Annotated in this window: 26 protein-coding genes; 13 read left to right on the top strand and 13 right to left on the bottom strand. The window is 69.2% G+C overall.

The window, feature by feature from the left end; translation table 11 throughout:
• Both AB0B68_RS24805 and AB0B68_RS24800 read right to left on the bottom strand, forming a co-directional pair.
• The coding region (locus AB0B68_RS24805) for an SUMF1/EgtB/PvdO family nonheme iron enzyme (protein ID WP_357263031.1) at positions 1-128 on the bottom strand (128 nt) is incomplete at its 3' end.
• Positions 129-259: 131 nt separating this feature from the next.
• Entirely contained in the window at positions 260-922 is a 663-nt protein-coding gene (locus tag AB0B68_RS24800) for a GNAT family N-acetyltransferase (protein WP_357263028.1), read from the bottom strand.
• Between the two features lie 170 nt (positions 923-1,092).
• Between AB0B68_RS24800 and AB0B68_RS24795 the strand changes: the two genes are divergently transcribed.
• Together AB0B68_RS24795 and AB0B68_RS24790 are read left to right on the top strand one after the other, a co-directional pair.
• Positions 1,093-1,287 (top strand): DNA repair protein, encoded by a 195-nt coding sequence (locus AB0B68_RS24795; RefSeq protein ID WP_357199428.1) that lies wholly within the window; start codon positions 1,093-1,095, stop codon positions 1,285-1,287.
• Positions 1,288-1,425: 138 nt separating this feature from the next.
• Complete coding sequence (locus AB0B68_RS24790; protein WP_357199425.1) at positions 1,426-1,944, top strand: hypothetical protein; 519 nt, start codon at positions 1,426-1,428, stop codon at positions 1,942-1,944.
• 10 nt (positions 1,945-1,954) lie between these two features.
• Here the strand turns inward: AB0B68_RS24790 and AB0B68_RS24785 are convergent, their stop codons facing one another.
• Both AB0B68_RS24785 and AB0B68_RS24780 read right to left on the bottom strand, forming a co-directional pair.
• Positions 1,955-2,683 (bottom strand): Clp protease N-terminal domain-containing protein, encoded by a 729-nt coding sequence (locus AB0B68_RS24785; RefSeq protein WP_357199422.1) that lies wholly within the window; start codon positions 2,681-2,683, stop codon positions 1,955-1,957.
• A gap of 61 nt (positions 2,684-2,744) precedes the next feature.
• Positions 2,745-3,743, bottom strand: coding sequence for a glycosyltransferase (locus AB0B68_RS24780; protein WP_357263024.1), 999 nt, complete (start codon positions 3,741-3,743; stop codon positions 2,745-2,747).
• A 112-nt stretch (positions 3,744-3,855) separates the two neighbouring features.
• Here AB0B68_RS24780 and AB0B68_RS24775 point away from each other — a divergent pair, with 112 nt between their 5' ends.
• Positions 3,856-4,671 (top strand): DUF72 domain-containing protein, encoded by an 816-nt coding sequence (locus tag AB0B68_RS24775; RefSeq protein ID WP_357199442.1) that lies wholly within the window; start codon positions 3,856-3,858, stop codon positions 4,669-4,671.
• Between the two features lie 8 nt (positions 4,672-4,679).
• Here the strand turns inward: AB0B68_RS24775 and AB0B68_RS24770 are convergent, their stop codons facing one another.
• Positions 4,680-6,506, bottom strand: a complete 1,827-nt coding sequence (locus AB0B68_RS24770) for a glycoside hydrolase family 15 protein (RefSeq protein ID WP_357199440.1) — start codon at positions 6,504-6,506, stop codon at positions 4,680-4,682.
• 165 nt (positions 6,507-6,671) lie between these two features.
• Here AB0B68_RS24770 and AB0B68_RS24765 point away from each other — a divergent pair, with 165 nt between their 5' ends.
• The gene (locus tag AB0B68_RS24765; protein ID WP_357263020.1) at positions 6,672-7,097 is read left to right on the top strand and encodes a VOC family protein; all 426 of its coding nucleotides are present in this window, start codon (positions 6,672-6,674) and stop codon (positions 7,095-7,097) included.
• 18 nt (positions 7,098-7,115) lie between these two features.
• Here the strand turns inward: AB0B68_RS24765 and AB0B68_RS24760 are convergent, their stop codons facing one another.
• Positions 7,116-8,330 (bottom strand): FUSC family protein, encoded by a 1,215-nt coding sequence (locus AB0B68_RS24760; protein WP_357263017.1) that lies wholly within the window; start codon positions 8,328-8,330, stop codon positions 7,116-7,118.
• A 57-nt stretch (positions 8,331-8,387) separates the two neighbouring features.
• The gene (locus AB0B68_RS24755) at positions 8,388-8,684 is read right to left on the bottom strand and encodes a DUF6582 domain-containing protein (protein WP_357199412.1); all 297 of its coding nucleotides are present in this window, start codon (positions 8,682-8,684) and stop codon (positions 8,388-8,390) included.
• Between the two features lie 147 nt (positions 8,685-8,831).
• On the opposite strand from AB0B68_RS24755, the gene AB0B68_RS24750 reads away from it, so the two are divergent.
• Both AB0B68_RS24750 and AB0B68_RS24745 read left to right on the top strand, forming a co-directional pair.
• Complete coding sequence (locus tag AB0B68_RS24750) at positions 8,832-9,131, top strand: amphi-Trp domain-containing protein (RefSeq protein WP_357263012.1); 300 nt, start codon at positions 8,832-8,834, stop codon at positions 9,129-9,131.
• Positions 9,132-9,368: 237 nt separating this feature from the next.
• Complete coding sequence (locus AB0B68_RS24745) at positions 9,369-10,580, top strand: DUF1996 domain-containing protein (RefSeq protein ID WP_357263009.1); 1,212 nt, start codon at positions 9,369-9,371, stop codon at positions 10,578-10,580.
• Positions 10,581-10,625: 45 nt separating this feature from the next.
• Here the strand turns inward: AB0B68_RS24745 and AB0B68_RS24740 are convergent, their stop codons facing one another.
• From AB0B68_RS24740 to AB0B68_RS24725, 4 genes are all read right to left on the bottom strand, one after another.
• On the bottom strand, positions 10,626-13,295 hold the full coding sequence (locus AB0B68_RS24740; RefSeq protein ID WP_357263006.1) for an RICIN domain-containing protein: 2,670 nt from the start codon (positions 13,293-13,295) through the stop codon (positions 10,626-10,628).
• A gap of 393 nt (positions 13,296-13,688) precedes the next feature.
• The gene (locus AB0B68_RS24735) at positions 13,689-16,673 is read right to left on the bottom strand and encodes a glycoside hydrolase family 3 C-terminal domain-containing protein (protein ID WP_357263002.1); all 2,985 of its coding nucleotides are present in this window, start codon (positions 16,671-16,673) and stop codon (positions 13,689-13,691) included.
• A gap of 250 nt (positions 16,674-16,923) precedes the next feature.
• Positions 16,924-17,274, bottom strand: a complete 351-nt coding sequence (locus tag AB0B68_RS24730; RefSeq protein ID WP_357199402.1) for a DoxX family protein — start codon at positions 17,272-17,274, stop codon at positions 16,924-16,926.
• 77 nt (positions 17,275-17,351) lie between these two features.
• Positions 17,352-18,290: an oxidoreductase gene (locus AB0B68_RS24725; protein WP_357262999.1), complete on the bottom strand. Its 939-nt coding sequence runs from the start codon at positions 18,288-18,290 to the stop codon at positions 17,352-17,354.
• A gap of 95 nt (positions 18,291-18,385) precedes the next feature.
• Between AB0B68_RS24725 and AB0B68_RS24720 the strand changes: the two genes are divergently transcribed.
• From AB0B68_RS24720 to AB0B68_RS24690, 7 genes are all read left to right on the top strand, one after another.
• Positions 18,386-19,021: a TetR family transcriptional regulator gene (locus AB0B68_RS24720; protein ID WP_357199397.1), complete on the top strand. Its 636-nt coding sequence runs from the start codon at positions 18,386-18,388 to the stop codon at positions 19,019-19,021.
• Between the two features lie 54 nt (positions 19,022-19,075).
• Positions 19,076-22,195 (top strand): hypothetical protein, encoded by a 3,120-nt coding sequence (locus AB0B68_RS24715; protein WP_357262996.1) that lies wholly within the window; start codon positions 19,076-19,078, stop codon positions 22,193-22,195.
• A gap of 98 nt (positions 22,196-22,293) precedes the next feature.
• Complete coding sequence (locus AB0B68_RS24710; RefSeq protein WP_357262993.1) at positions 22,294-22,626, top strand: hypothetical protein; 333 nt, start codon at positions 22,294-22,296, stop codon at positions 22,624-22,626.
• Positions 22,623-23,051, top strand: coding sequence for a MerR family transcriptional regulator (locus AB0B68_RS24705; RefSeq protein WP_357262990.1), 429 nt, complete (start codon positions 22,623-22,625; stop codon positions 23,049-23,051). The genes AB0B68_RS24710 and AB0B68_RS24705 overlap by 4 nt, the downstream gene beginning before the upstream one ends.
• A complete protein-coding gene (locus AB0B68_RS24700) occupies positions 23,048-23,392 on the top strand; it encodes a YnfA family protein (protein ID WP_355005396.1) in 345 nt (114 codons plus the stop codon). The genes AB0B68_RS24705 and AB0B68_RS24700 overlap by 4 nt, the downstream gene beginning before the upstream one ends.
• A 183-nt stretch (positions 23,393-23,575) precedes the next feature.
• Positions 23,576-23,992 (top strand): hypothetical protein, encoded by a 417-nt coding sequence (locus AB0B68_RS24695; RefSeq protein WP_357262987.1) that lies wholly within the window; start codon positions 23,576-23,578, stop codon positions 23,990-23,992.
• Between the two features lie 306 nt (positions 23,993-24,298).
• A complete protein-coding gene (locus AB0B68_RS24690) occupies positions 24,299-24,427 on the top strand; it encodes a hypothetical protein (protein ID WP_357199382.1) in 129 nt (42 codons plus the stop codon).
• 112 nt (positions 24,428-24,539) lie between these two features.
• Here AB0B68_RS24690 and AB0B68_RS24685 read toward each other — a convergent pair whose 3' ends face one another.
• Entirely contained in the window at positions 24,540-25,109 is a 570-nt protein-coding gene (locus tag AB0B68_RS24685; RefSeq protein WP_357262984.1) for a kinase, read from the bottom strand.
• A gap of 15 nt (positions 25,110-25,124) precedes the next feature.
• On the bottom strand, positions 25,125-25,787 hold the full coding sequence (locus AB0B68_RS24680) for a pentapeptide repeat-containing protein (RefSeq protein WP_357262981.1): 663 nt from the start codon (positions 25,785-25,787) through the stop codon (positions 25,125-25,127).
• Between the last annotated feature and the right edge of the window lie 18 nt (positions 25,788-25,805).

The raw sequence follows: 25,805 nt of genomic DNA, 5'->3' as shown, positions 1-25,805 counted from the left end.
TCGAACGCTGTCGAGGTCCACTCCCAGACATCGCCGATGAGCTGGTGCACACCCAACGGCGAGGCGCCGCCCGGGTACGCGCCCACCGGCATGGATCCGGCCCGGGATCCACGGTCCGCGCCCATCACCCCGCCCCGCCCTCACCCCGCCCCGCCCTCACCCCGCCGATCTTGCAGTTTCGGTGGTTGAGATGCGTGGAATGCCCGGGTGTGTCGCGACAGAAAGTGCAAGATCGCGGACAGCTGCGGCTTCGGGCCGGTCAGCGCGGATAGACCCCGTACGCGCGCCAGCCCCGGTCCGGGAAGCCAGCCGCTTCGGCGACCCGGGCCGAGGCGTGATTGTCCCGCTCATGCAGGTAGGTAGGGATCGCTCCCTCGTCGAGCACCCGCCGCGCAGCCTGGGCCACCAGCCGACGGGCGAGGCCGCGCCCTTGGGCGGCCGGCACCGTGCCGACTGCCAACTCGTGCCCGTACGCGTCGTGCCGTTTGATTGCCGCACCGGCCAGATAGGCGCCGTCCGGGTCACGGACCACCAGCACCGGCCGGTCGAAGAGTCGCAGCCACGGCGGCAGCCCGGTGGCGGTCGGATCGGTCCACTCCCCCACGTCGGGCAGCGGAGCGGGTGTCCGGCTCCACCGGAACGGACCGTCGTGTACGCAGAATTCGGGCCGGCCGACGGCCTCCGGCAACGCGGCGAGCAACCGAGCCGGCGTTTGGCGAACCAACGCGCGGATCGCCGCCACCCGGTCCGGCGCAACAGAGAGCACGGCGCTCTGCCCGGTGTCCACGGCGAGCGCGGGGCGTAGCCGGCCGTCCCAGGCCGGTTCGGCACGCCGCTGCGAGGCGACCACGTGCAACCCCGGCCCGGCCGGCCACTGGCCGAGCCAGGTGGCCAGGTGCAGGTGAAGTCGCCGGTCGAGCATGCGCACCTCCCCGCGTCACCCGACCCGTCGTCGATCACCGTACGCCGGACGGCAGGGCCGGGCGCAGGATACGTCAGGGCCGAGCGGAAAAGGGTCCGGGAACCGAGCACTGGGATTGACCGTCATATGTATTTCCATATCTGGACACCTTTGTTTGGGACGGTGAACGCATGCCGATTCAGCCGAGCGACCACTACCAGCAGGACCCCGAGCGACTCTGGCGGGCCGCGGAGGCCGTCGGGGGCAATCCGCCCCAGCCGCGCTACCGGAACCCTCGGACGGTCGGCGGCAGCGCCCTGTCGTGGGCCGGCCTGAACAAGCTGTCCGTCGGCAGCTCCAGTCGGCACCGCCTGAACAACCACTGACGCACCACCGAGCGGGTGGCCTCTGACGTTCGCTCGGGGGCCGACACACCGGAGGAGGTCCAGCGGCGGCTTTCGCACACCTGTCGGGTAATTTCTTGTGGTCCGCCATCCCGGCCTACGACAGGAGAAGCTCCGCGCATGGGCAAGAAGACGATCCACGTCTCCGACTTCACCGGCACGGTTCTGCAGCAGGACGACGAGGTGGTCCGCGTCGTCGTACTGGAGCACCCGGACCTGGTCGCCGGGCCCGTGCAGTTGGACGCCACCCCGGGCGAGGTGGAGAACATCGACGACGCCGCGTTGGACGTGGCGGTGGTGGAGATCCACGATCGGCACGGCCACGGTGAGCCCCGCCGGGTGGTGCTGACCGCCAGCGAGTTCGACGCGATGGCCACCGACGTGCCGATGGCGCAACTGTTGAAGACGGCCGAGCGGGTCCGCCCACCCAAGGCCCGCAAGACCACCGAGAAGATCGACTACGGCACGCTGGAGCACGCCGGCAAGCCACACCGGGGCCGGGTCACCGAGGAGGAGGCACGCCTGGTGCGCGAGCAGCTCGACGAGGTCAACAAGCGACTCGCCGACGCGGGCGTACGCCAGATCGACCCGGCCGATCCGGAGCACGCCCTGCGTTACGGCTTCCCTGAGGCGTCCTGACCCCGGGTTCTCACTTCTTTCCGACGGCGGCGGCGAGGGCGGCAGCCAGGTCGCCCTCGACCGTCGCCTTGTCCAGGCCCAGGTTGGTGAGCACGCCGGCGCCGTCCTCCTGCTCCAGCAGGGCGAGCAGGATGTGCTCGGTGCCGATGTAGTTGTGCCCGAGGCGCAGCGCCTCCCGGAAGGTCAGCTCCAGCGCCTTCTTGCCGCGCGCGTCGTACGGAATGAGGTCCGGCACCTGCTCGGCGCGCGATGGCAGGACGGCGGCGACCGCCTCCCGTACCGCCTCGGGGGTGGCGCCGCGACCAGCCATCACCCTGGCGGCCAGCCCTTCCGGCTCGGCCAGCAGGCCCAGCACCAGGTGCTCGGGGCCGATCTCGGCGTTGCCGCTGGCGCGGGCCTCCTCCTGCGAGGCCATCACCACGTTGCGGGCGCGCGGGGTGAACCGGCCGAAGCCGGCGTTGGGGTCGAGCGCGGCCGCGTCGGTCGCCTTCGGCACGAAGCGCTTCTGGGCGGCCTGCTTGGTGACGCCCATGCTGCGGCCGATGTCGGTCCAGGAGGCGCCCGAGCGCCGAGCCTGGTCGACGAAGTGCCCGATCAGATGATCAGCGACCTCGCCGAGGTGGTCGGCGGCGATGACCGCGTCGGTGAGCTGGTCGAGCGCGTCGGTGTGCGCCGTCTTGATCGCCTGGATCAGGTCGTCGAGCTTGACGGTGCTACCGATCTGAAGAGGATCTGTCATGCGTCAACCATAGGTTGACGCATGCGCCTCGTCAACCCCGAGTTGACGATCTCGCCTCCAGTCAGGCCGAGTACTCCGGCAGGATCCGGGCGACCGCCGCCGGCGAGGGCATGCCGGCGATCTCGTCGGCGACCGCGCGAGCCGCGTCGCGCTGCTCGGCGTTGCCGTGCTGCGGCAGCAGCCGGTGGACCTGCTCGGCGATGGCACCCGCGTCCACCTCCCCGGGGAGAAGCCGAAGACCGACCCCGGCCGCGGTGAGGGCCTCCGCGTTGGCGAACTGGTCCGCGCCCTGCGGCAGCAACAACTGGGGTACGCCGGCCGCGAGCGCACCGAGGGTGGTGCCACTACCCCCGTGGTGCACCACCACGTCAACGAGCGGCAGCAACTCCACCTGCGACACCCACTGATGCACGCTGACCTGGTCGGGGATGTCGCCCAGCTGTTCCACTGACACCCGGCCCGCCGCGACCACCACCTGCGCGCCAAGCGTCGCCAGACCGGCGATGGCCGTGCGGAGCAGCTCCGGCGTACCGAAAGCGGTGCCGAGGGTCAGATAGATCAACGGCCGGCCCAAGCGAGCGGGCAGTGGGGCCGGCGTCGAGAACGAGACCGGTCGCAGCTCGATCCGGCGTTCGGTGGCGAGGAAGCCCTTGTCCTGCAGCGAAGGTGGCCAGATGTCCAGGTGCGGCCGACCCACGACCTCGGCGTTGCTGGTCGGGAGTTCCAGGCCGATGCCCTCGGGAAACAGCCGGCCGAATCCGTGCCACAGGCCCGGGATCCCGGCCCGGTGAGCCGCCACGGCCGCCCCCGGCAACCCCCACTCGTGCACCACGAGGTCGGGCCGCAGCCGCGCCAGCTCCGGTGCGAGATCCTCGGCGTACACCTCGTAGAAGGCGTCGCCGGGACGGAACGGCCGCAGGCCGTTCGCGGCGAGTGGCGCGTGCACCTCCGTACCGGCGGCGAAGTGGACCTCGTGCCCGGCGTCCCGGGCGGCGATCGCCAGCGGGATCAGCGGGTAGGTGTGACCGACGGACGCAAGACTGGCGAACAGCACACGCATGGCGACGGACCCTACCTGGCGGACCGTGGACCCCGCCGGGTCCGCCGGCCCGGATACGGTGGGCTCCGGTCAAGTCGGGAGGGCGGTCATGCGTCTGCACGTGGGGTGCGCGATGTGGAGTCACCGGTCGTGGCCGGGGCACCGGCTGCCGCCCACCGAGCGCCTGGCGCACTACGCCAGTTGGTGTGACGCCGTGGAGGGCAACACCACGTTCTACGCGACCCCGGCCCGGGAAACCGTGGCCTCGTGGGCCGCCCAGACGGGCCCCGACTTCCGGTTCGTCCTCAAACTTCCCAAGGTCATCACGCACGAACGCCGGCTCACCCACGTCGACGAACCACTGAGCGCCTTTCTGGACGCCATCGAACCGCTCGGCCCGCGCGCCCACGCACTCTGGATCCAACTGCCCGGCTCGTTCGCGCCGGCCGACGTCCCGGCCCTGGGCCGTTTCCTGCAACAGCTTCCGCAGTCCCACAGGTACGCGGTGGAGGTGCGCCATCAGGCGTTCTTCACCGAGGAGCGGGCGGCCCGACTGCTCGGGGCGACCCTCGCCGCCGCCCACGCCGAGTGGATCCCCTTCGACACGACTGCCTTTTTCGCGAGCCCGCCTACCAGTGACGCGGAGCGGGACGCCTGGACCAAGAAGCCCCGCGTGCCGCTCCGGCCCCTCGCGCTGACCGACCGGCCGATCGTCCGCTACCTCGGCCGCGACGACCCGACGCGCACGGTCGAGGGGTGGCAGCGCTGGATCGACATGACAGTGACCTGGCTGCGCGAGGGGCGCTCGCCGACGATGTTCATCCACACCCCGGACAACGCCGAAGCGCCGACGCTCGCCCGCCGGTTCCACGACGAGGTACGGGCACGGGTTCCCGGGCTTGAGGCGTTGCCCGAGCCGATCCCGGTCGAGCCGTTGACGCTGTTCTGACCGGACCGTCAGCCCTGCTCGAGCAGGTCGTCGAGGTGGGCCGCCGTACTGATCAGCGAGAGGTGGCTGAACGCCTGCGGGAAGTTGCCGATCTGCTCGCCGGTCGGCGCGATCTCCTCGGAGTAGAGGCCGAGCGGGTTGCTGTAGGTCAGCATCTTCTCGAAGGTCAACCGGGCGTCGTCGAGCCGGCCGGCCAGGGCGAGCGCCTGCACGTACCAGAAGGTGCACATGTTGAAGGTGCCCTCGGTGCCGGCGAGACCGTCCGGCGAGGCCCTCGGGTCGTAGCGGTAGACCAGGCTGTCGGAGACGAGGTCGGTGTCCATGGCCCGCAGCGTGGACTCCCACATCGGGTCGGTCGGCGAGATGAAGTTCAGCCCGGGCATCGCCAGCAGCGAGGCGTCCAGGATGTCGGAACCGTAGTGCTGCACGAACGCGCCACGTTCCTGGTTGAACCCGCGTGTCATCACCTGCTGGTAGATGGCGTCGCGTTCGGCGGACCAGCGGGCGATGTCGCCGGGGCGGCCCCGGCGTCGCGCGATCCGGATGGCCCGGTCCAACGCGACCCAGGAGAGCACCCGGCCGTAGGTGAAGTCCTGCCGGCCGGACCGGGTCTCCCAGATCCCGTCCTCGGGCTGGTCCCAGTGGTCGCAGAGCCAGTCCATCAACCCTGCCGTCTTGCGCCACCCCTCGTACGGCGGGATCAGCCCATTGCGGTCCGCGAGTTCCAACGAGATGAGCGCCTCGCCGTAGATGTCGAGTTGCAGTTGGTCCGCCGCGCCGTTGCCGATCCGCACCGGTGCCGATCCGCGGTAGCCCTCCAGGTGACCCAGCACCTCCTCCGGAATGTCAGGTGAGCCGTCGATGCGGTACATGATTTGCAGGGGCATGTTGTCGTCCCGTGCCTCACGGATGCGCGCGTCGAGCCAGAGCAGATACTTCTGGGCCTCGTCGGTGAAGCCCAGGCGCAGCAGCGCGTGCACCGAGAAGGACGCGTCCCGGATCCAGGTGTAGCGGTAGTCCCAGTTCCGCTGCCCGCCGATCTGCTCGGGCAGCCCCGCGGTGGGCGCGGCGACAAGTGCGCCGGTCGGTGCGTACGTCATCAGCTTGATGGTCATCGCCGACCGCTCGACCACCTCCCTCCACCGGCCCTTGTAGCGGGAGCGGCCCACCCACCGCCGCCAGTGGTCGCGGGTCTCGGCGAGCAGTTCGCACGCCTCGTCGGTGGTGAGTGCGCGGGGCGCGTCCGGGCTGGCCGTCTCCAGGGCAACCCCGCCGATGTCGCCCGCGTGCAGCGTGAACCGCGCGGACACGCCGTCGGCGTCGCGGTGGAAGTCCCCCACGTGGAACGCCCGCTCCACGTCCTTGAAGGCGGCGAGGGAGAAGGTCAGCGTCGGGCTCCGGAAGACGTCGCCCTCGGGGTGCACCTCCAACTCGTACGGATCACGCCCGTAGTTGAACCGCGGGCGGCAGTGGAAGCGGAACCGCATGCTCCCCCGGACCATCCGGACCAGGCGGATCAACCGATGCCGGTCGGTGGCCTCCGCACCGGTGACGGGCATGAAGTCCAAGAGCTCCCCGACACCGTCAGCGCTGTGGAAGCGGGTGATCAGGATCGGCGTACCGGGCAGGTAGAGCTGCTTGCTGGAGTAGTCGACGCCGTCGGGCGAGAGCTGGAAGTGGCCACCGTTGCGGCGGTCGAGCAGCGCGCCGAAGACGCTCGGCGAGTCGAAGCGCGGCGCGCAGAACCAGTCGACGGTGCCGTCCGTGCTGATCAACGCAGCGGTCTGTAGGTCACCGATCAGACCGTGGTTCTCGACTGCCGGGTAGCTCTGCACGTTGTCCCCCGCCATCCGTGCTGGCAATGGCAGCGACTACCCGGGGACCGCCGAAAGATGCGGCCCGCCGCCCGACACGGTCGAGACCCACCGCTCATTGCGGAAGCGAAGCCTCCGCAGCGGTCGATAGCGTCACCACCAACGACATCGACGAGAGGACACCCGATGAGCCTGCGAGGATTCGCCACACTGAACATCTGGGCGGACGACGTGGCAGCGGCCACGGCCTGGTACGCGGACTTCCTCGGGATCGAGGCGTACTTCATGCGCCCCGGCCCCGACGGACGCCCGGCCTACACCGAGTTCCGCATCGGGGACTACCAGGCCGAGCTGGGCATCATCGACAGTAGGTACGCGCCGGCCGGCGCGGCGACCGGGCCCGGCGGCGCGGTCATGCACTGGTGCGTCGACGATCTCGAGGCGACAGTTACGCGGCTGTTGGCGATGGGTGCCACGGAGTACCAGCCGATCACCCCGCACGGGGACGAGGGGTTCGTCACGGCGGCGGTCGTCGACCCGTTCGGCAACGTGCTGGGCGTCATGAAGAACCCGCACTACCTCGACGTCCTCGCCTCGCTGAAGGCGACCTGACGGAGGTGCCGGGGCGGTTCAGTCCCACTCGTCCCGGTCCGCCGTGCGCCGCACCAGCGCTGCCGCCTCGTCGGCGTTGAGCCCGCTTGCCATCAGCAGGTCGTGTGCCGACGTGCGGAAGTCACCCGCGGCGATCATGCCGGAGTAGCCCAGCCGGTGGGTGTGCGGGCGGGTGGGATCCGACGCGGCGGGTCCCTGCGCCTTCCCGACCAACTCGACGGCGGTCAGGATCTGCTGGCGCGCCTGTTGCGGCTCTGCCCGCGCGCGGATCGCGCAGCGCAGCATCTGCACGCTGTCGGCCAGCAGGTCGATGGCCGCTGGCAACTCCTCCGGCACCGGTTCGCCGTCCCGCAGGACCCTGGTGAGTCTCCTCGCGATCGCGCGCCAGGCGTACAGGCTGCGTTCCATATGTCGGACGGCATCGGTGTAGAAGGCCAGGGATGGGCGCTCCCGCCAGCGCAGTGGCGCCAGTCGCACCACCTCCTGGGCGGCGCCGAGGCCCTCGTCGAGCACGGTCAGCCGGGAGCCGAGGCCGCGTAAAGCGCCCAGGCTCCGCTGGGCGCCGTCAAGATCCCGAAGTCGCAGCGCCGTGGCCAGGTCGTGCATGGCGGCGATGGCCGGGTCGAGGACGGGTTCGGCCAGCCGCTTCACGGTCCGCTGGGGGTGGATGGGCACCACCAGCAGACCGACCGCCAGGCCGATCAACCCGCCGACCGCGGCGTCGACGAAACGGGGCACTGACAGGTCCCGTACCGGGGGTTCCAGGGTGGCGATGAGCACCGCGGTGCCGCCGGCCTGGGTGAGCAGCGAACCGCCGCCCTTGAGCAGCACCGCGACGATGATCGCCAGCACGACGACCACACCGGTCTGCCAGGCCCCGATGCCGAAGAACGGCATGAGCGTGTCGCCGACAGCGAGCCCGAGAACCACCCCGATCAGCAGTTCGATGGTGCGCCGCAGGCGTGAGCCCATCGAGGCGGCCACGATGCCGACCGCCGTGGTGGGCGCGAGGACCGGGGTGGGATTGCCCAGGAACTGGAACACCACGAACCAGGCCAGCGCTGCCGCGACGCCGGCCTGCACGGACAGCAACCCGTAGAGGCGCAGTCGCCAGGCGCGGGTGCGCAGCCCGTGGCGCACCCGCTCGCGCAGGCCGTCCGACACCCGGCCGGCCCGGGCCCCCTCACGCGGCGACGGGTCGCCGCCGGTTGCTGGCTGCTGCTTCGCGGGCATCAGCGCCGCTTACCCGCAGCGGGCGTCCCTATCCAGCAGGTACGCGGCCAGAACCGGTCAGTGGGCCGAATTCGGCGTGTGCGGAAGTTTGCCGAGTTGACGCCAGTTCGTCTCCGCGACCTCGACATCGTAGTGCGCGGCGGCGGCGAGGATGTTCTGAAATGCCAGGTCGCGCTCCTTGTCGGTGACGCCCTGGACCTGGTCGAACCGGGCGATGGCGTTACGGACGTGGCCCGCGTCGGTCATCGGCTCCTTGCGTTTGTCGGGGAACGCGAAAACGCTCTCCGGCAACTCGCGCTTGTCCTTGTCCGACAGGCCACCGTGTTTCTCGTGGGGTTTCCAGGTCGACGTCATCTCCCACACGTACCCGCCAGATGTCCGGTAGCACCTCGCTCGGCGACATTTCCCCTGCTGACCGTCCACCACCACAAGATCCATACCATGCGGCCGACGTGCGTGCGGCCGAAGCCCTTCTCCGGCGGTCCTTTGTGGAGTGCGAGCATGGCCGGCATGGATATCTACGAGGACGCCCGTACGGTGTCACGCTCGGACCTGGCCGCCTGGCTGCGTCAGTTGGCGAACCAGTTGGAAACCGACGGGCGGCTCTTCTACGGCGCCGCGGGTGCCGTGTCCGTGGCGGACACCGTGCGCTGCGAGTTGGAGATCGAACGGGAGAGCGAGACGGAGGTGTCCGTCGAGATCGAGTTCTCCTGGACCGAGCCGACGTCCACGCCGGCGGCGAACGAGGTCGAGGAGCCTTCGAGCGGGGAGCAGCAGGCCGAGGTCACGCCGGAGGCGTGATATCGGGCGGACGACGTACCGAACGGCGGCCATCGACACCGGTGGTCGCCGCCGTCGTCACCCCCTGTGGACGCCGTCCGTCCGTGAGCACGGGACGCGGCCGCTGGGCGGGAGACGAACGACCAACCTTCTTTAAGGAAGCTTTAGGAAGCTGTCGGTCGTGATCGGGAAGCGCCTACCATACGGCGGCCGTGGCCGTCCGGGTCTGCGCCGTCGTCTGCTCGTTGGGAGTGACCCGTGTCGTACGCCTCGTTGCCCGAACCGGACGCGGGCCAACCGCCGCCCCGTCACCGCCCGCCGAGCTGGTTCACCCGCAACAGACTGGGCGCGGCCGCGGGAGCCGCAGTCGCGCTCGTCATCGCCGCCGGAGGCGTGTACCTGGCCAGTGGCGACATGACGCCCGAGCCGTCGAACGCGGCCAACGCCCTCGACTACCCCTCGCCACCGGCCGGGCAGCCGGCGTCGCCCGGGGTGGCGGCATCGACCGCTGCGACGCCGTCGACCGCCACGACCCCGTCGACCGGCGCGACACCGTCGACCGCTGCCGCGCCGAAGGCCCCGGCAACCGGCTGGATTCCGGTCGACCGGGCGACCTGGAAAGCGCAGGCCGACGCGTACCGGGCGTTGAAGATCGACCCCGTTCCGTCCGGGGTGGGCAACCTCCCGGAATTCCGGGCCGACTGCCAGTACAGCCACCGGCTACCGGACGACCCGATCGTCGCCCCCGGCCTACCGGGCGCGTCGCACATGCACTCGTTCGTCGGCAACAAGGCTGTCGACGCGAGCACCGTCGCCGGCGACCTGACGAAGTTCACTGCCACCTCCTGCAAGCCCGTCCAGGACCACTCCGCCTACTGGGTGCCCACGCTCTACGACAACGCGACGGGAAAGCCGGTCGAGACCACCGGGTTCCGGGTCTACTACCGCTCGCTGGCCAAGAACTCGACAGGCCAGATGCCGATGCCCAACGGCCTGCGCATGATCTCCGGCGACGCCAAGAAGAAGAAGCCGACCCCGCGGGGCGCGACCGGCCAGTTCTACTGCGCCTTCTACGGCCCCGGTGACCTCGACGGCATCGCCCGCAGCACCAACGGCAACTGGCCCATCTGCGGGGGCAACGCGACGCTGCACTTCATGATGCAGTTCCCCGACTGCTGGGACGGCAAGCACCTGGACAGCCCCAACCACAAGGACCACGTGGCGTACGGCGGCGGCAACGGCTGCCCGACCAGCCACCCGGTCCGGATCCCGGCGATCACCTTCGACATCAAGTACCCGGCGAAGGGCACCCCGGCGGGCTATTACCTGTCCTCCGACAAGGAAGGTAAGAGCGCCTCGTCGATGCACGGCGACGCGTTCGTGATGTGGGACGTCGACACCATGAACAAGCGCACCAAGAGCTGCGTCCTCGGCCGCCGGACCTGCGACAACTACGGCTACCAGAAGTAGCCCGGGGCCAGGCCCGTGTCGGCCTGGCCCCGGAGTCTGGGTGGATCAGCTACGCAGCGTCCACTGCTGGTTCGGACCACCGTTGCAGGACCACAGGATGATCTTGGTGCCGTTGGCGGTGCCAGCGCCGTTGGCATCGAGGCAGAGCCCGGACTGACCATTCGTGATGGTGCCGTTGCTGTTGACGTTCCACTGCTGGTTCGTGCCGCCGTGGCAGTCCCAGATGATGACCTGGGTGCCGTTGGCCGTGCCGTTCCCGGACGCGTCCAGGCACTTGTTGCCGTAGACGGTCAGTTGCTTGCTGCTGGTGGCGGTCCACCGCTGGTTCGTGCCGCTCCCGCAGTCGTATAGCTGCACCTGGGTGCCGTTCGTGGTCGACGAGTTCGGCACCTCGACACAGCGGCCGGACTGGCCACCCAGGAGCTGCCCCTGCCCCGTACCGCTGCCGCCGCCCTGCTGCTGCCGGATAATCGAAGTCGACTCGGCCGACCGGTTGCCCTGTGCGTCGACGACGTAGAGCCGGTATTCACCCTGGGTGGTGGGCACGGCGATGGACGTCGCGTTGCCGGCCGCCCTGGTCATCGTCGCCCCGGCGGTGAAGGTGGTCGTGCCGTACGGCGCCAACCAGACCGACTTGGTGGCGTCGCCGGTGCTCCGGATCGGGATCGACGCTGTGGCACTGGCGACGAACGTGCTGGCCGGCAGCACGTAGTTCGGCGCGGAGAAGTTGCTCGCCGGGATGATGTCCCGGTACGCGTCCTCAAGGCCGGAGTTCGCCGCGATGCTGTACGCCGCAGCCGGCCACACGTAGTCGGAGGAGACGAGGATGTCGGCGACCGTGCTGTTCGGCAGGTTCTTGTTGGAGACCTTGTTGATCGGGCCGTAGATCTGGGTGATGCTCAGGTCGTGCTTGCGCCCGAAGTCGTCTGAATTAATCATCCAGGTGACGTTCTTGTCGATGCTCAGCACGTTGTCCCGGAAGGTAATGAAGGCCGATCCCTCGTCCGGGTGCAGTCCGTACTTGTGGCCCGAGGGCACGCCCTGGAGATAGTTGTTGGTGATGGTGGTCCCGGGCTGGCTGCCGAGCGTGTAGATCGGCGCGGTGTCACTCAGGCGCTGCACCGTGTCGATGATGTGGTTGTAGCTGATGGTGTTGTTTCTCGCCGTCGTGGTGGGACGGTTGGGCTGGATCGAACCCGACGACCCGTCGAAGTTCCACCAGCCCCAGCCGAGCGTGATGCCCGACCACGGGGCCTTCTCGATCCGGTTGCGCTGGATGGTGAGGGTGTCGGCGAAGTACGCCGAGATGGGGCTGTGCCCGTTGAACAGGACGGCGCTGTCGTACAGGTAGTTGTTCTTGATGTCGATGTTCTTCGGCAGCCCTTCGACCGACGCGGAGTACTTCTCCCGGTTGGTCGACGTGCCGTCGCCGATGTAGACGTGCTGGGGATGACCGACATTGATGGCCGACCCCGCGATGTCGTTGGTGGCGTTCCCGATCAACTGCGTGCCCTGCACGTCGTTGACCATGCTGATGCCGTCCGCGCCGGTGTGCTCGATCCGGTTGCGTTGCAGCAGGAGGCCGTCGGCGTTCTGGATCTGGATGATGCCGGGGGTGACGTCCACGTTGCGGTAGTGGTAGACGTGGAAGTTGCCCTTCGCGTACACCTGCGCTCCGAGGTTGCCCTGCTGCGCCTGCTTGAAGGACGAGCCGGCCACGTTGAACAGGTTCCAGTCCGAGTGCCGCACCGTCAGACCGGAGAATGTGATGTTGCGGGCATGGCTCGACGTCGAGGTGCCGGCCACGCGCAGCACTGTGGTGACGTTGTTCGGCGCGTAGACCGTGGCTGTCGACATGTTCTCGGCACTGGCCTTGTAGTAGTAGACCGTCTTGGTGCCCTTGTCGAAGTAGAACTCACCGGGCGCGTCCAGGAACTCGTACGCGTTCATGAGTTTGTGGGTGCCGCCGACCTGGGCGTTGCCGTTGAACGCGCCCTGCGCGATGGCCGCACCCGGCTGCTGGAACAGGGCGACCCGGCTCCCGCCGTCGGTGGTCACCTGTCGGACGCCGACGATGGCAGTGGTCCAGGTCGTGCCCGTCTCGATCTCGATGTCGTCCTGGTTGCGCGCGATGGCGGGGAAGTCGCTCTGGTTGTACCTGGCGCCGTCACACTGCGACCCCGACTCCCAGGCCCACGCGGCCTGGTTGGCCGTGATGTTGTACGTCCCGAAGCACCCGCCCGAGCTGATCGTCTTCGTCGCCATGACAGCGCGCTTGTCGTTGACGTAGAGCGCCCGCAGCTTGTTGGCGCGGTCGAGCGGCGCCTTCCAGATGTTGCCGCTGTGCTGAGTCCACCCGGTCACCTGGACGCCACCGTCAAGGACCGGCTTCTCGTTGGCGTAGGCACCGTAGCTGATCCGGTATCCGTTGGTGCCGGAGTCACTCGACCCGAATTCGATGGTGCTGGTCACCGGATAGGTGCCGCCCCGGAGAAGGACGTTGACGTCGCCGGTCAGGTTCCCGCTTATCGTTCGAACGACGTCCCGCGCACGTTGGATCGTCTTGAACGGTGACTGCAACGTTCCCGGATTGGCGTCGTTACCGTCCGGGGCGACATAGTAGGTCGCCTGGACCGCGGCCGAGGCCGGGAGTTGGTTTGTCAGCACTGCCGGCAGTGTGGCGGCGACAAGCGCCGCCACCGCCAACACTGACATTCGAGCGGTGGATAAGGCTGACTTCACGTCTGTTCCTCTCACTGGTCGTCGATGTGGTGCCCAAAGTGCGTATCGAGCGACGAGTACGGAACAGCGACGCCACGAAGGGCCGGCGGGGATTTCCGTCGCCCCGACCGCACTCTTTGTTAACCGCCCCGAAATTCTTACTGGGAGCGTAGGTCACACGTCTGACCAATGCAACAGTCAATCGGGGAGCGTCTATGCATAAATACCCACGGACCGGGCAGATCAGCCATGTCGCCCGGACACCCGTGATCACGTCGTCCGACGAATCCACAGTGCTGCGACGACGTCGCCGCTGAGCACCGGGCGGGCACGCGGCCCGAGCCGGGTCGGGGCCGGGTCGACGATCGACCCGGCCCCGATCTCCGGTCAGCTGATGGAGAACTCCGCCAGCCGCAGCGGGGAGTCGAACACCAGGTACACGTCGTGGGTGCCGACGACCCGGGCCAACTCGGTGCTGGCGCTGACGTACCGGTAGTCGTCGCCGGTGCTGGGCACCGTGGCCGTGCCGAGCAGCCGGCCGGTGGGCGACCCCATCCGGATCTGGATCGTGCCGGCACCCGCACCGGCCTTGGCGACCTTCGCGGTGAAGGTGCGCTCGCCGGCACGCAGCGCGGAACCGTCGAAGGAGATCCACTGACCGGCGGCGGTGGCACCGACCGCCGTACCACTGGGTTTCGTCTCGTCGACGAGCCGGACCCCCGCGTACCTGTCGAAGTTCTCCGCCCGGGTGGGCCGGGACAGGTCGCGGGCCGGGATGGTCTCGCCGCGGACCCGGACCGCGGCGCGGGCGCGGATGTCCTCGACGGACGCCCCGACCATCAGGTCGTGGACTGACGACTCGACCACCCACCTGCTGCGGGTGACGTCCCAGTGCGCCAGATCCGCGGCGGGCAGACGCAGGGTCACCGTACGGGTCTGCCCAGGCGCGAGTTTCACCTGCTGGAACGCCTTGAGCTGGCGGATCGGGGTGGCGTCCCGCGAGGTGCGCTGGTGGGTGTAGAGCTGAACGACCTCGGTCCCGGTCCGGCTGCCGACGTTCGTCACGTCGACACTGGCCGTGATGGTGCCGTCGGCCGCCACCGACTGGGCACCGGCACGCAGTTGGCCGTACCGGAAGCGGGTGTACGACAGCCCGTGGCCGAGCGGGTAGAGCGGCTTCGCGCGGTTGTAGAGGTAGGTCTGCCCGGACGAGATGATGTCGTACTCCAGCAGGTCGGGCGGTAGTTGCGCGTCGGAGCGGTACCAGGTCTGGGTGAGCCGGCCGGACGGGTTACGGTCGCCGAAGAGGACGTCGGCGATGGCGTGACCGGTCTCCGCACCCGCGTGGGTGGTCCAGACGATGGCCGGTACGTGCTCCTGCTCCCATCGGATGGTGACCGGGTAGCTGGTCTGGAGCACGAGCACGGTCCGCGGGTTGGCCCTGACCACCGCCTTGACCAGCGCCTCCTGGCCGGCGCTCAGCGCCGTGGAGGTCCGGTCGTGCGCCTCCCGACCGTTGATGAACGGGTTGCTGCCGACCACCAGCACCGCGGTGTCGGCCGCCTTGGCCGCCGCCACGGCCCGGTCGATGCCGCTGCTGATCAGGTTGCGACTGAAGTGGGTCGCGGCGGCCGGGGTCGACGCGCCGAGCTTGAGGGCGCCGTCGTCGCCGACCGTCACGTACGTGTCGGCACCGAACCAGCTCTCCTTGGTCTCGTAGCCGACGTAGCGCAGCACCACAGTTCCGTCGGCCTGCGGCTCAAGCTTGAACTGCTGCTGCACGTACCACCCGTTCGGCTGCTCGTCGCGGGTGACGAACGGCCCCCAGTTGTAGCCTAGGTAGCGGCCATTGGCGGCGTTGCGCAACGTCACCACGTCCTGCCCCCAGTCGACCACGTCGAACTGGGCGACGAGCGCCGGGACGGCACCGGTCCCGAGGACCGGGTCGGCATCGGTGGTGCCGGTGGCCGAGATGTACCGGCCGGTCGACACGTCCTTCAGGGCGATCCGGTCCGCCCCGTCGAGCCCTCGCACACTGGCTGAGCCGCCCAGCCGTTCGCGGATGCCGTCGAGCGCCGTCACCTGGTAGGGCAGGTCGCCGCCGTACCAGTCCGAGTAGAGGGTGTCGGCCAGCGGGCCGAGCACCGCCACCTTGCGGGTCCGGGCCGGGTCCAGCGGTAGCGCCTGTCGCTCGTTCTTCAGCAGCACCATCGCCTCGCCGGCGGCCTGCCGGGCCAACCGCTGGTGTTCCGGACTGTTGATGACGTCCGGGGTGATGTCGCCGTACCGGCCGCCGCCCGGGTCGAACTCACCCAGCCGGAATCGGATGTTGAGGATCTCGCGGATCCGGGCGTCGATGTCGGCCTCGGTCAGCAGACCGGTGGCGAGGGCCTGCTTGATCGCGGTGATGGTCGGCTGCGCGTTCGTGTCGTCGGTGATGAAGCTGCTCAGGCCGGCCTTGATGATCGCCGCGTTGCCCTCGGCCTGGGTGGCGTAGTACTTCTGGGTGTTGACGAGATTATTCGGCGCCCAGGCGTCGGTGACGTTCATCAGCGGCCTGTCGGTCCAGTCCCGGAATACCGTCATCGGGTCCGGGTCCACCGTCGCCGGACGACCGTTGACCAGGTTGTACGACGCCATCACCCCGGTCGCCGCACCGGCCGCGATGGCCGGCTTGAAGGCGGCGCGGTCGTACTCGTTGAGCACCCGAGGCGGCACGTTCGAGGAGGTCACGTCGCGTCGGACCTCGTTGTTGTAGGCCAGGTAGTGCTTGAGGGTCGGTGCGCTCTTCAGGTGGTTCGGGTCACCGCCGGTCATTCCCGACCCGTACGCGGTGGAGATCTTCGCGGTGAGCAGAGGGTCCTCGGAGTAGCCCTCCTCGTTGCGGCCCCACCGGGGGTCGCGCAGCAGGTTGACCACCGGCGCCCAGAGATTGAGCCCCCAGACCCGGGGATTCTGCGCGTGGTAGCCGCGCGCCTCGTCGCCGACGGCCGAACCGACCTGCCGGATCAGGTCGGTGTTCCAGGTGCTCGCCATGCCCACCGGCTGTGGGAAGGCGGTGCCGCGAGCCTTGACCACCGCGCCGTTGTTGTCGATGTCGGTGGACCAGGCCACCCCGTGCAGCGCCTCGGTGCCGGTCTTGAACAGGCCGATGCCCAGCCGGGGAATGGCCGGCTGGTACTGGTGCAGCCAGGAGATCTTCTCGTCCTGCGTGAGCCGGCCGAGCAAGTCGTCGACCCTGACGTTCACGGGCAGGCTGGGATCTCGGAACGGGTAGGAGGGTTCGGCGAGCGCGGTGCCGGGAACGGCCGGTAGGGCCAGCAGGGCGAGCGCGAGCGCGGTGATTCCGCGCCGAAGGCGCCAGTTCCGCATGCGGTTCTCCTCATGTCGTACGACAGACGCCCAGCGGGCGCCGAGGCCGGCGTGACCAGGCTCGACACCCGGCTGACGGGCCTGAACGACGAATCGTCGAAGCGCTTCGACGACCCGGCCGCGTCACCACGGCCATGATTGTTGTGATCCGCGCAACTATAGATGTCTCTCGATTGTCGGGCAATAGCCGCTCCGGCAGGACGAGTTCGTCGAGCCAGCCCGGGACGTCGTGGGAGGCGTACCAACCGATTCACCAGTGATAGAAGACGTTCACTGTCAGCGCGGCCACCTCGGTGACGAAGAAGACGGCCCAGCCCACCAGCTGACGGGAGCCGACGCGCAGATGCGCGATGAGCGCGCCGATGAAATACAGCACCAGCCCAGCGGCGGCGAGAGTGCCCAGCAGCGGTACGGCGAAGCCCGCCAGCAACCCCAGCGAGCCTGCCGCCAGCGCCATGCCCAACCGCGGCACCCATGACCGTGGCACGCGCTTCATGTCCGCCTGGGCCTTCGGATAGTCGTGACCGATCAGGTAGGTGACGGCGGCGAAGCCGGTGAAGATCGACGCGACGATGGTGACCGTGACGTAGGCAGCGAACATTCTTTCCTCCGTTGTGTCTGCTCGCCCCCTGGACGATCTGGCAGGGCGGAACGTGACGGCTGCTGGATGCGCAGCGATCAGCTCGACGGTCGCAGCGCGCCGAACCGTACGCCGGTGGCCTGTTCGGACAGTTCCCACAGACGGCGGCCGTGTTCGGGGTCGGTCGCGGCGGCGGAGAGCTTCGCCGGCGCGGGGTGGCCGCGCAGTTCGCCCGGCCCGCCCGGGGCGACGAGCTTGCCCGGCTGCGCGCCGGGGTCGGTGGCGGCGAACAGCTGCGGCCAGACACCGCGATCGACCGGCTGGGCGAGGAGTGGGTTGCCGATCCGGCCCAGCAGCAGTCGCCAGATCGGCGTGGTAGCGCTGCTCTGCAGATTCGTCGCGGTGTAGCCGGGGTGGGCGAGGAAGCTGCCCAGCGAACTCGCCACGGCGCTGAGCCGCCGGTGCAGCTCGTAGCCGAAGATGGCGTTGGCCAGCTTGGATGTGTTGTAGAAGCCCATCGGAGAGTAGCTTCGCTCGCCGGTCGGGTCGTCGAAGCGCATCTTCGCCTGCCGGTGGTTGACCGAGGTGACGGTGACCACCCGTGGGTCCCGACCGGCCAGCAGGAGATCGAGCAGGAGCCCGGTGAGAGCGAAGTGCCCGAGGTGGTTCGTGGCGAACTGCATCTCGTGACCCTGCGGGCTGAGGGCGCGCGGCAGGGCCATCACCCCCGCGTTGTTGATCAGCACATCCACCCGGCGATGGTCGGCGTGCATCCCGTCGGCGAACTCCCGCACCGAGTCGAGGTCGGCGAGGTCGATCCGCCGGACTTCCAGGTCGACACCCGGCCGGGCTGCGGCGATGTCGGCCGCCACCCGGCGACCTCTCTCCTCGTCGCGCACGGCCAGCACGACGCGCGCACCGCGGACGGCGAGTGCCCGGGTCGTGACCAGGCCGAGGCCCGCCGTGGCACCGGTGACGACGAAGGTACGGCCGCTCAGGTCGGGAATCTGTTCAGTGGACCAGCCATCGACAGTCATGCGACCCACTGTGCTACCCGTGGCACTCAGTGTCAAGCAATGCGCATGATGCCAACAAAGGCACCATGCGGCAGCGAATGACGTAGCATCGGCTGATGAAATCTCGTACGGACAACAGCCTGGCCGAGCGCAAACGCCAGCTCGTCGCCGACGAGTTGCGTGACGCCGCCCTGATGCTGCTCGCGACCAAGGGTTTCGACGCCGTGACAGTCGACGACATCGTGGCGGCGGCCGGCATGTCACGGCGTACCTTCTTCCGCTACTTCGCGTCCAAGGAGGACGTGGTCGTCCGGTTCCTGGCCGACACCAGCGCGGACATCATCACCGAGCTCGCCGCCCGACCGCCCGCCGAGCCGCCGTCGGTCGCGCTGCGCCACGCACTCTGGGTGCCGCTCGCCGCCTGCAACGACCACCCGGAGCACTCCGAGCGAGCCCGGGTCGTCGTCCGTCTGATCCTGGACACCCCCGCCCTGCACGCCCGCTGGTTGGAACGCCAGATCGAGTGGCGCACCGAGCTGTCCGCCGAGTTGGCCAACCGTCGTCGCCTCGACCCGCACACCGACCCCTACCCACGGATGGCCGCCGGGATGGCACTGCTGGCACTCGACACGGTGCTTCAGCGGTGGCAGCCGGGCGACGACGAGCAGCACCTGGCCGAGCTGATGGACCAGGCGTTCGCCGTCGTGGCACCGGCCCTCGACGCGCCGGCCGCGTCACCCGCCGCCGGCTGAGCGCGAGTCAGCGCGCTTTCAGCGCCCTTTCAGGCAGCTCAATACGTTCGCGGCATGACACTCACACGTTCCACGCGCACCAGGCGCGGGACTGCCGTGCTGGCGATGATCACGGTCACCGCGGCAGGCGTGCTCTTCGGTGAGCCCGCGTCGGCCGATCCTGTCCCCGTCCCCATCCCTCAGGCAGCGCTCACCGACCGGGCCTTCGGCCAGGTCGCCGAGATCCACCTCCAGGGCGCCGCTCGGATCAAGACCGCCGTGCTGTCGGCCGAGTTCGTCCAGTGGCACCGGCTGCACCCGAACGCCACCGCCGAACAGGCACAGACCCAGCTCACCGCACGCCAGCAGCTGCTCGACGGCTCGCTGACCACGTTCGACCTCCTGCTGCCCGAACAGGACCTGCTGCTCAAGTCCGTCGACATCCTGCTCGGCGCGCCCGGCGGCGACACCCGGACCTCGCCGGAGATCACCGGCCTGGTCGGGGCCGTGATCGGCAAGACGGTCGAGCCGTGGGACACCCGCGAGGAACTCGCCTCCGGCGCGCTGCGGACCGCCCAGTGGCTGCGCGGCCGTGACGACGCTCTCACCGCGGTGTGGTCCGCGACCCGACAGGCGGGGGCAGCCAGCCCGCCGGTCGCCACCGCCTGGAACGCCGTCCTCGGTGCGCCGGTCGGGGTGGACATCACCAGCACCTACGAGGAACTCCGGCAGGATCCCGGGCTCTCGCACGTGGACCTCGACGCGATCCTGGCACTGCGGGACGACTCGGTGGCGTACGTCGCGGCCGCCAAGCAGCAGTTGGCCAACCTGCACGCGCAGCTGCTCGGCCTGAGCCTGGAGATCCGCCTCGAGATCGGCGAGAACAACAGCAAGTGCCCGCCCGAAGGGCCGCCGAGCGCCGCGTGCACAGCGGCGGCCAAGAAGGCCGCCGAGGACCGGGACAAGGCTCGGCAGCAGACGATCTCCGACGTCAAGGCCGGGTTGGGCATGGTCTCCACCATCATCGGGTTCGCCGACCCCGACGCCGGCAAGAAATCCAAGGTGATCGGGGAGGCGGTCCTCACCACCATCAGCGCGATCTCCAAGTACGCGGCGGCGATCACCGGCCGCGGCCTCGCGGGCTCGATCTTCAGCACCGCGACGTTGGCGATGACCGGCAACATCTTCGGTGCGGTGATGTCCGTCGTCGGGCTCTTCGGCAGCAGCGGACCATCGCTGGACGCGCAGATCCTTGCCCAGGTCAAAGCGTTGCGTGACGAGGTACGGGCCCTCGGCGACGAGATGCGCGCCAGCTTCGCGCGGATCGAGGCCCAGATCAACACGGTGTACGCGAACATGATGGCCCAGTTCGACAAACTGAACGCGGCGATCGCCGGCAACACCGCGCAGATCACCCTGGTGCAGCAGCAGGTCGCCCAGCTCGGCCTGCGCCTGGAGGACATCGCCGCCACCGTGCTGGCCGCGATCGGCGACGCCACCCTGCACGACGCCCGCGCCGACATCAACAAGTACATCGGTTACCGGGAGAACTTCGGTCAACCGATCCCGACGTACAACGAGTTCGTCGACCCGGAGAACGAGTTCCACCTGACCGCGACGCAGCTGGCCGGCGGCGCCGCCTTCGTCGTACCGAAGACCGACGCCGACAACCCGGCGGTCGACCCGACCACCGTCCTGAACAGCTTCGGCGAAGCCCGGTCGATCAACTACCTGGCACGGGTCGCCAACGGGCGTGACCCGTCGATGGCCGAGCCGTCGACACCGGTCGGCAACCCGGCGGTGTGGAACCTCGGCGCGCAGGCGTACGCCATGTTGATGCTCCAGAACCCGACGTACGCCGCCCAGGTCAGCGCCGGCCGCGCCGCACAGATCGAGGCCGAGGGCACCCGCATCGCCGACCTCGCGGCCAGCTTCGGTCGACCGGCCGACGGCAACGCCAACAGCCTGATCACCGGGCTGGTCAACGAGTACGTCGCCGCCACCGGTGAGCTGTCGGCAGCGCTGGCCGCCTTCCGAGCCAACGACGTCCAGGTCCGCTACGAGCCGGACGCCAACGGCGTACAGGTGAAGACTCCCAAGAACTACGACCTGTTCTGGGACACCGACAAGCCGCTCGCCCCGGCGCCGGCCAAGGCCGACGAGGCGACGGTGCCCGCGTGTGAGGGCAGCAGGCAGATCGACCGACCCAGCAACGTCAGCTATGACCTGATGTCGAACATGGTGCGGGCACTCCAGTACACGTACACACCGCGCCACGACGAGCCGCCGGCCGGGGTACGGGAGTTGCCGGAGGTCGGCTACTGCTACACGCCGAGCTGGCACCACACCCGGATCACCGACAGCGGTGGAGTGATCCGCGCCTACGGCAGGCTGCGGTTGCAGATCCACAGCCGGTTCCGGCTGAACTCGTCGGCGGCCTGGCAGAACTCGCGCACCGCCGACTACACCTGGCCGAACGAGCAGGTCTACCAGGTCTACTGCGAGTTCTTCAGCTGCGACAGCGAAACCACGCCTGAGCAGGGTCTGACCCAGAAGTGGCCGTCCGGCCGGTACGCCTTCGCGAGCGGCGCCACGGTCACCACCAACGCGGCACTGGACACCACGCTGACGCCGACCCTGCGCGGTTTCCTTCAGGCCCGGCAGAAGTCCATGTACGACCGGGTACGGGAGCAGAGCACCCAGGTCAGCGGAGCGATACCCACCGCCCTCAAGAAGGTGAACACGACGGCGCGGCTGCTCCAGGCGTACACCCGGTTGGGTCTGCCCAACGCCCTCGACTCGGACGACGTGCTGTCCGCGAACCTGTTCGGGCAGTACCAGATCCCGGTGAACATGCCGACGGACGCCAAGATCGGCAATGCCTATGCCAGGGCGAGCGGAAACTACGCCCAGTGCGGCCCCACGCCGTGCCCACTCGACCCCAGCCGCCCACTGCGCGACCAGGTCAGCCTCAAGGTGCCCTGCGAGCCCGCTGTCGACTCGTCGAACCTGCCCGGTGACCCACTGGGCGACTGCCTGATCACCAGCGCGCGGTCCCGCGCCAACACGCTCCTGCAGCGGTACGAGGTGTGGGCCGACCAGATGACCGCCGGCCTGCACCGGGAGCGGGTGCCGTGGATGAACGACACCCTGCTGGGCCTGCGCATCACCACACGCCTGACCCACGCCAACTGAGCCAGGGGGTTGCCGGCGTCTACGGGCGCCGGCAACCCCGTCTGTCGTGACCGTAGGGCTTGCATCCGGTACCCAGGTACACCCTTACCGTCGTTGGTATGACCACTGACTCCCCGGCGTGGGTGCCCGAGTCGTGCACCTTGCCGAGCGGGCGACTGCCGCTGCGGCTGGCCGAATTCGACGACCTGTTCGCCACCTTCCTGCTGGCGCAGCAGCGGCTGTCCCCCACCGAACTGCTGTGGCGTCTCGACCCGGCCGCCGAGGCGACCGCCCGGGACCTCATCGGCCGGGAAAGCTCCTGCTGCTCGTTCTTCTCGTTCACCCTCGCCGCCGACGCCGGCACGCTGCGCCTCGACGTACGGGTGCCGGCCGCGCACGTCGACGTCCTCGACGCGCTCGCGCTGCGAGCCGCCGCCGGGATGACGGCATGAGCGGATTGCGCAGCGGCCAGGTCGCCGCCGCGGCCGGGGTGAACCCGCAGACGCTGCGCTATTACGAACGCCGCGGACTGCTCGCCGAACCAGACCGAAGCCTCGGCGGGCACCGCCTCTATCCAACCGAAACGATCACCCTGCTGAAGGTGATCAAAGCGGCGCAGCGGCTCGGGTTCACCCTCGACGAGGTCGCCGAGCTTCTCGACGCGGGCGAGCACCGTCACGGTCACCACGCCGACGCCGGCCTGCGGACCCGTGCCCAGGCAAAGCTCGCCGAGGTCGAGGCGAAGATCGCCGATTTGCAGGTCATCGCCGACACACTGCGCGCCGCGGTGAAAGCCGGCTGCGACGACCTCGTCGAGTGCGCCGGGCAGCCGTGCTGCCCCATCCCCTTCACCACCATCGGTACGGTCCACGGATGACCGTCGTCCGCTCGATCCTGTTGTTCGTCGTCGCCGCCCTGTTCGAGATCGGCGGGGCGTGGCTGGTCTGGCAGGGCTGGCGCGAGCACCGCGGCCTGTGGTGGATCGCCGCCGGCGTCATCGCCCTCGGCGCGTACGGATTCGTCGCCACCTTCCAACCCGACCCGAACTTCGGACGCATCCTCGCCGCCTACGGCGGCGTGTTCGTCGCCGGATCCCTCGCCTGGGGCGTGATCGTCGACAAGTTCCGGCCCGACCGGTGGGACATCATCGGCGCCGGCATCTGCCTGATCGGCGTCGCCCTGATCATGTACGCGCCGCGTTCGGCAGGCGGCTCCTGACCGCCACCAAGCCGGTGACCTGAGGTTGCATGACACTTCGACCTGAGAAGCGGCGCACCGGAGGCGTTCGCAGTGTTCGGACCTGTTCGGAACTGCCCGCGCGTCTGTCATTCACAGACGGATCGCACCCACCATCGATCGTGACGACCACACCGGTCGTTTCTCGACGGTAGGAGGTTGCCGATGATCCGCAAGAGTTCACGCTGGTTCGGTGCCACGCTGATGGCGTTGGTGCTCACGGCCACCGGGCTCGTGGCCACCCCGAACACCGCCTCGGCGGGGTACCCAGTGGTCGTGTATTCGGCCGACCCGTACTCCGCCGGCAACGGCTTCGCCATCTACACCAACTCCGGAATCGATGCGGCGTTCCGAGCCTGTGACGAGGGCGCAGCGGACGGTCGCCGTACCATCGGCCGGATCTGGTGGGAGCCCGTGTACGCCAAGGTCACGCTCCACGCGGCGGGCGGCAGCGGCACCTGCTCCGAGCCCTACTACGTCAGACTGCTGGCGGGCACGCGGGTCTATGTCGAAGCATGCGAACGCAAAGGCGCGAACGGCGCCGACGAGAAGTGCCGAACGACCTGGGACATCGTGGCGTGACTGAAGTCGGCCGGCCGGCGTTCGTCAGCCGGCCGGCCGACTTCAGGCCGGTCGCGGCCGGAGTCATCGCCCTCGGCGCGTACGGATCCCTGATCGCCACGGAGCCGATCCTGCGCTCAGGGCCCTCGTCTCGTCGAGGCGCGCGCTTGGCCCCGCGCCGCAGCGTGGCAGGGGTGGCACCACCCCACATGGGGCTAGCCTCCGGGGCCACGCCCGATCCTGCGCCGCGTCCCTGGCTGTTCCTCGACGTGGACGGCACCCTCATCCCATTCGGAACACCCACGGCGACTCAGCCGGGCATGCCGCATGGCCACACCCCGGGCTCCGGCCCTACCGGCCGACGCGCATCCCCTGCTGCATCGGGTCGACCCACGTCGCGGGCTGACCGAGCACGACTTCACGGTCATCGAGAGCTGGCTCGTACGGGCGCGGTAGGCGAGCTTCACGCCGTCGCAGTCGCCGTGCTTGGCGGGCTGTCTGGCCATTCGGGACAGACGTTGGGGAATGGTGCGCCGAAACGGCGGCACCGGTAGCCGGTTGGGCTGCTCTACGGGGGCGGAAGGTTCGGCAGCAGGTCGTCGTCGCGTCCGGTCTGGGGCAGCCCGGCAGCAACGGCGATGGCCTCGACGGCCTCGTCCAGTCCGGTGGTCTCGGGTAGGACGAGTTCGTCGGGCCAGCCCAGGACGTCATGGGCGGCGTACCAGCCGCTCATGTGCTCGGCGGTGAACTCGCTGACCTGCGGGCGGGTGAGGTGCCGGCGCAAGGTTTCGGGCAGGGACACGTCGAGATAGCAGAACAGCGAGCGACCGCGGTGGTCGTCCCGCAGAGAGGTCAGCATGCTGAGGTGGCGGCTCGTGTGCAGAATGCCCTCCAGCACCACGTGGTACCCGTGATCCAGCGCGAACCGGACGGTCTGCCCGATCAATGCCGGTGCCGCGCCGCCGGGCTTGTCGCGCTCGCGCAGCAGGATGCGGCGCAGATAGTCCTGCTCGACCAGGGCGCAGCCCCGGCCGTGCCGGCGTCGTAGCTCGCGGGCGATGCTGCTCTTGCCGGAGCCGGAGTTGCCCCGGATGCAGACGAGGATCGTGTCCGGGCTGCCGGTGGGTTCAGCGAGCACGATGCCTCCTCGGCTTCAGTCGTTGCGCACAGTGAGTTTGAGGGCGGCGACGGCCAGCTGGGTGAGGTCAGGAAGCTGGTCCTCGCCGAGGGTGACGCCGCGCAGGTTGTCCAGCGGCGTCTTGAGGCGCTGGAGCCGGCTGCCCCGCAGGTCCGTGCCGTCGAGGTGGCAGGAGTCCAGTTCCAGTCCGGTGAGTTCACATGACCGCAGCGCGATGCTCCGTAGTCGGCAGGAGGACCACGCCCCGTTGGTGAAAGTGCAGTCGGTGAACGCGACCGAACCGGCGGCGGCGACGCGTTGGAAGGTGGAGTAGTCGAAGCGGCAGCCGTCGAACAGGACGTCCTTGAGCCGTACGTCGGTGAATCTGGTGCCGGTGAACCGGGAGCCGGTGATGGCGCAGCGTTCGATGGCTATGCCGGTCAGGGTCGCGCCAGAGAAGTCGGTGCGGACGATCTCGCAGCCGTAGACGCTTCCGGCTTCCCAGGTGCTCTCGCTCAGGTCCACGCCGGTGATCAGACTGCTGCGGATGCTGACGTCCTCAAGGTGCGAGCCGCGCCACCCTGCGCCCTCGACGAGGGCCTCGGTGAGGCCGTCGGCCAGCTCCGTCGTGGTGTCGAGGTCGTCCGGTTCGAGGTCCGGCAGCAGGACCTTCACGTCGCCGATCGAGGTGGTGCGCATGTGTCCTCAACCGCTCAA

It is taken from the genome of Micromonospora sp. NPDC049049, assembly GCF_040649115.1.
Lineage (GTDB): Bacteria > Actinomycetota > Actinomycetes > Mycobacteriales > Micromonosporaceae > Micromonospora.
Note: the sequence above shows the minus strand (reverse complement) of the source record. Positions and strands in the feature narration are given on the sequence as shown.

What these genes read in the sequence shown, in the direction of transcription:
- AB0B68_RS24800 (WP_357263028.1), bottom strand. Translation starts at nt 922, where the DNA reads ATGCTCGACCGGCGACTTCACCTGCACCTGGCCACCTGGCTCGGCCAG.
- AB0B68_RS24795 (WP_357199428.1), top strand. Translation starts at nt 1,093, where the DNA reads ATGCCGATTCAGCCGAGCGACCACTACCAGCAGGACCCCGAGCGACTC.
- AB0B68_RS24790 (WP_357199425.1), top strand. Translation starts at nt 1,426, where the DNA reads ATGGGCAAGAAGACGATCCACGTCTCCGACTTCACCGGCACGGTTCTG.
- AB0B68_RS24785 (WP_357199422.1), bottom strand. Translation starts at nt 2,683, where the DNA reads ATGACAGATCCTCTTCAGATCGGTAGCACCGTCAAGCTCGACGACCTG.
- AB0B68_RS24780 (WP_357263024.1), bottom strand. Translation starts at nt 3,743, where the DNA reads ATGCGTGTGCTGTTCGCCAGTCTTGCGTCCGTCGGTCACACCTACCCG.
- AB0B68_RS24775 (WP_357199442.1), top strand. Translation starts at nt 3,856, where the DNA reads ATGTGGAGTCACCGGTCGTGGCCGGGGCACCGGCTGCCGCCCACCGAG.
- AB0B68_RS24765 (WP_357263020.1), top strand. Translation starts at nt 6,672, where the DNA reads ATGAGCCTGCGAGGATTCGCCACACTGAACATCTGGGCGGACGACGTG.
- AB0B68_RS24760 (WP_357263017.1), bottom strand. Translation starts at nt 8,330, where the DNA reads ATGCCCGCGAAGCAGCAGCCAGCAACCGGCGGCGACCCGTCGCCGCGT.
- AB0B68_RS24755 (WP_357199412.1), bottom strand. Translation starts at nt 8,684, where the DNA reads ATGACGTCGACCTGGAAACCCCACGAGAAACACGGTGGCCTGTCGGAC.
- AB0B68_RS24750 (WP_357263012.1), top strand. Translation starts at nt 8,832, where the DNA reads ATGGCCGGCATGGATATCTACGAGGACGCCCGTACGGTGTCACGCTCG.
- AB0B68_RS24740 (WP_357263006.1), bottom strand. Translation starts at nt 13,295, where the DNA reads ATGTCAGTGTTGGCGGTGGCGGCGCTTGTCGCCGCCACACTGCCGGCA.
- AB0B68_RS24735 (WP_357263002.1), bottom strand. Translation starts at nt 16,673, where the DNA reads ATGCGGAACTGGCGCCTTCGGCGCGGAATCACCGCGCTCGCGCTCGCC.
- AB0B68_RS24730 (WP_357199402.1), bottom strand. Translation starts at nt 17,274, where the DNA reads ATGTTCGCTGCCTACGTCACGGTCACCATCGTCGCGTCGATCTTCACC.
- AB0B68_RS24725 (WP_357262999.1), bottom strand. Translation starts at nt 18,290, where the DNA reads ATGACTGTCGATGGCTGGTCCACTGAACAGATTCCCGACCTGAGCGGC.
- AB0B68_RS24720 (WP_357199397.1), top strand. Translation starts at nt 18,386, where the DNA reads ATGAAATCTCGTACGGACAACAGCCTGGCCGAGCGCAAACGCCAGCTC.
- AB0B68_RS24715 (WP_357262996.1), top strand. Translation starts at nt 19,076, where the DNA reads ATGACACTCACACGTTCCACGCGCACCAGGCGCGGGACTGCCGTGCTG.
- AB0B68_RS24710 (WP_357262993.1), top strand. Translation starts at nt 22,294, where the DNA reads ATGACCACTGACTCCCCGGCGTGGGTGCCCGAGTCGTGCACCTTGCCG.
- AB0B68_RS24705 (WP_357262990.1), top strand. Translation starts at nt 22,623, where the DNA reads ATGAGCGGATTGCGCAGCGGCCAGGTCGCCGCCGCGGCCGGGGTGAAC.
- AB0B68_RS24700 (WP_355005396.1), top strand. Translation starts at nt 23,048, where the DNA reads ATGACCGTCGTCCGCTCGATCCTGTTGTTCGTCGTCGCCGCCCTGTTC.
- AB0B68_RS24695 (WP_357262987.1), top strand. Translation starts at nt 23,576, where the DNA reads ATGATCCGCAAGAGTTCACGCTGGTTCGGTGCCACGCTGATGGCGTTG.
- AB0B68_RS24690 (WP_357199382.1), top strand. Translation starts at nt 24,299, where the DNA reads ATGGCCACACCCCGGGCTCCGGCCCTACCGGCCGACGCGCATCCCCTG.
- AB0B68_RS24680 (WP_357262981.1), bottom strand. Translation starts at nt 25,787, where the DNA reads ATGCGCACCACCTCGATCGGCGACGTGAAGGTCCTGCTGCCGGACCTC.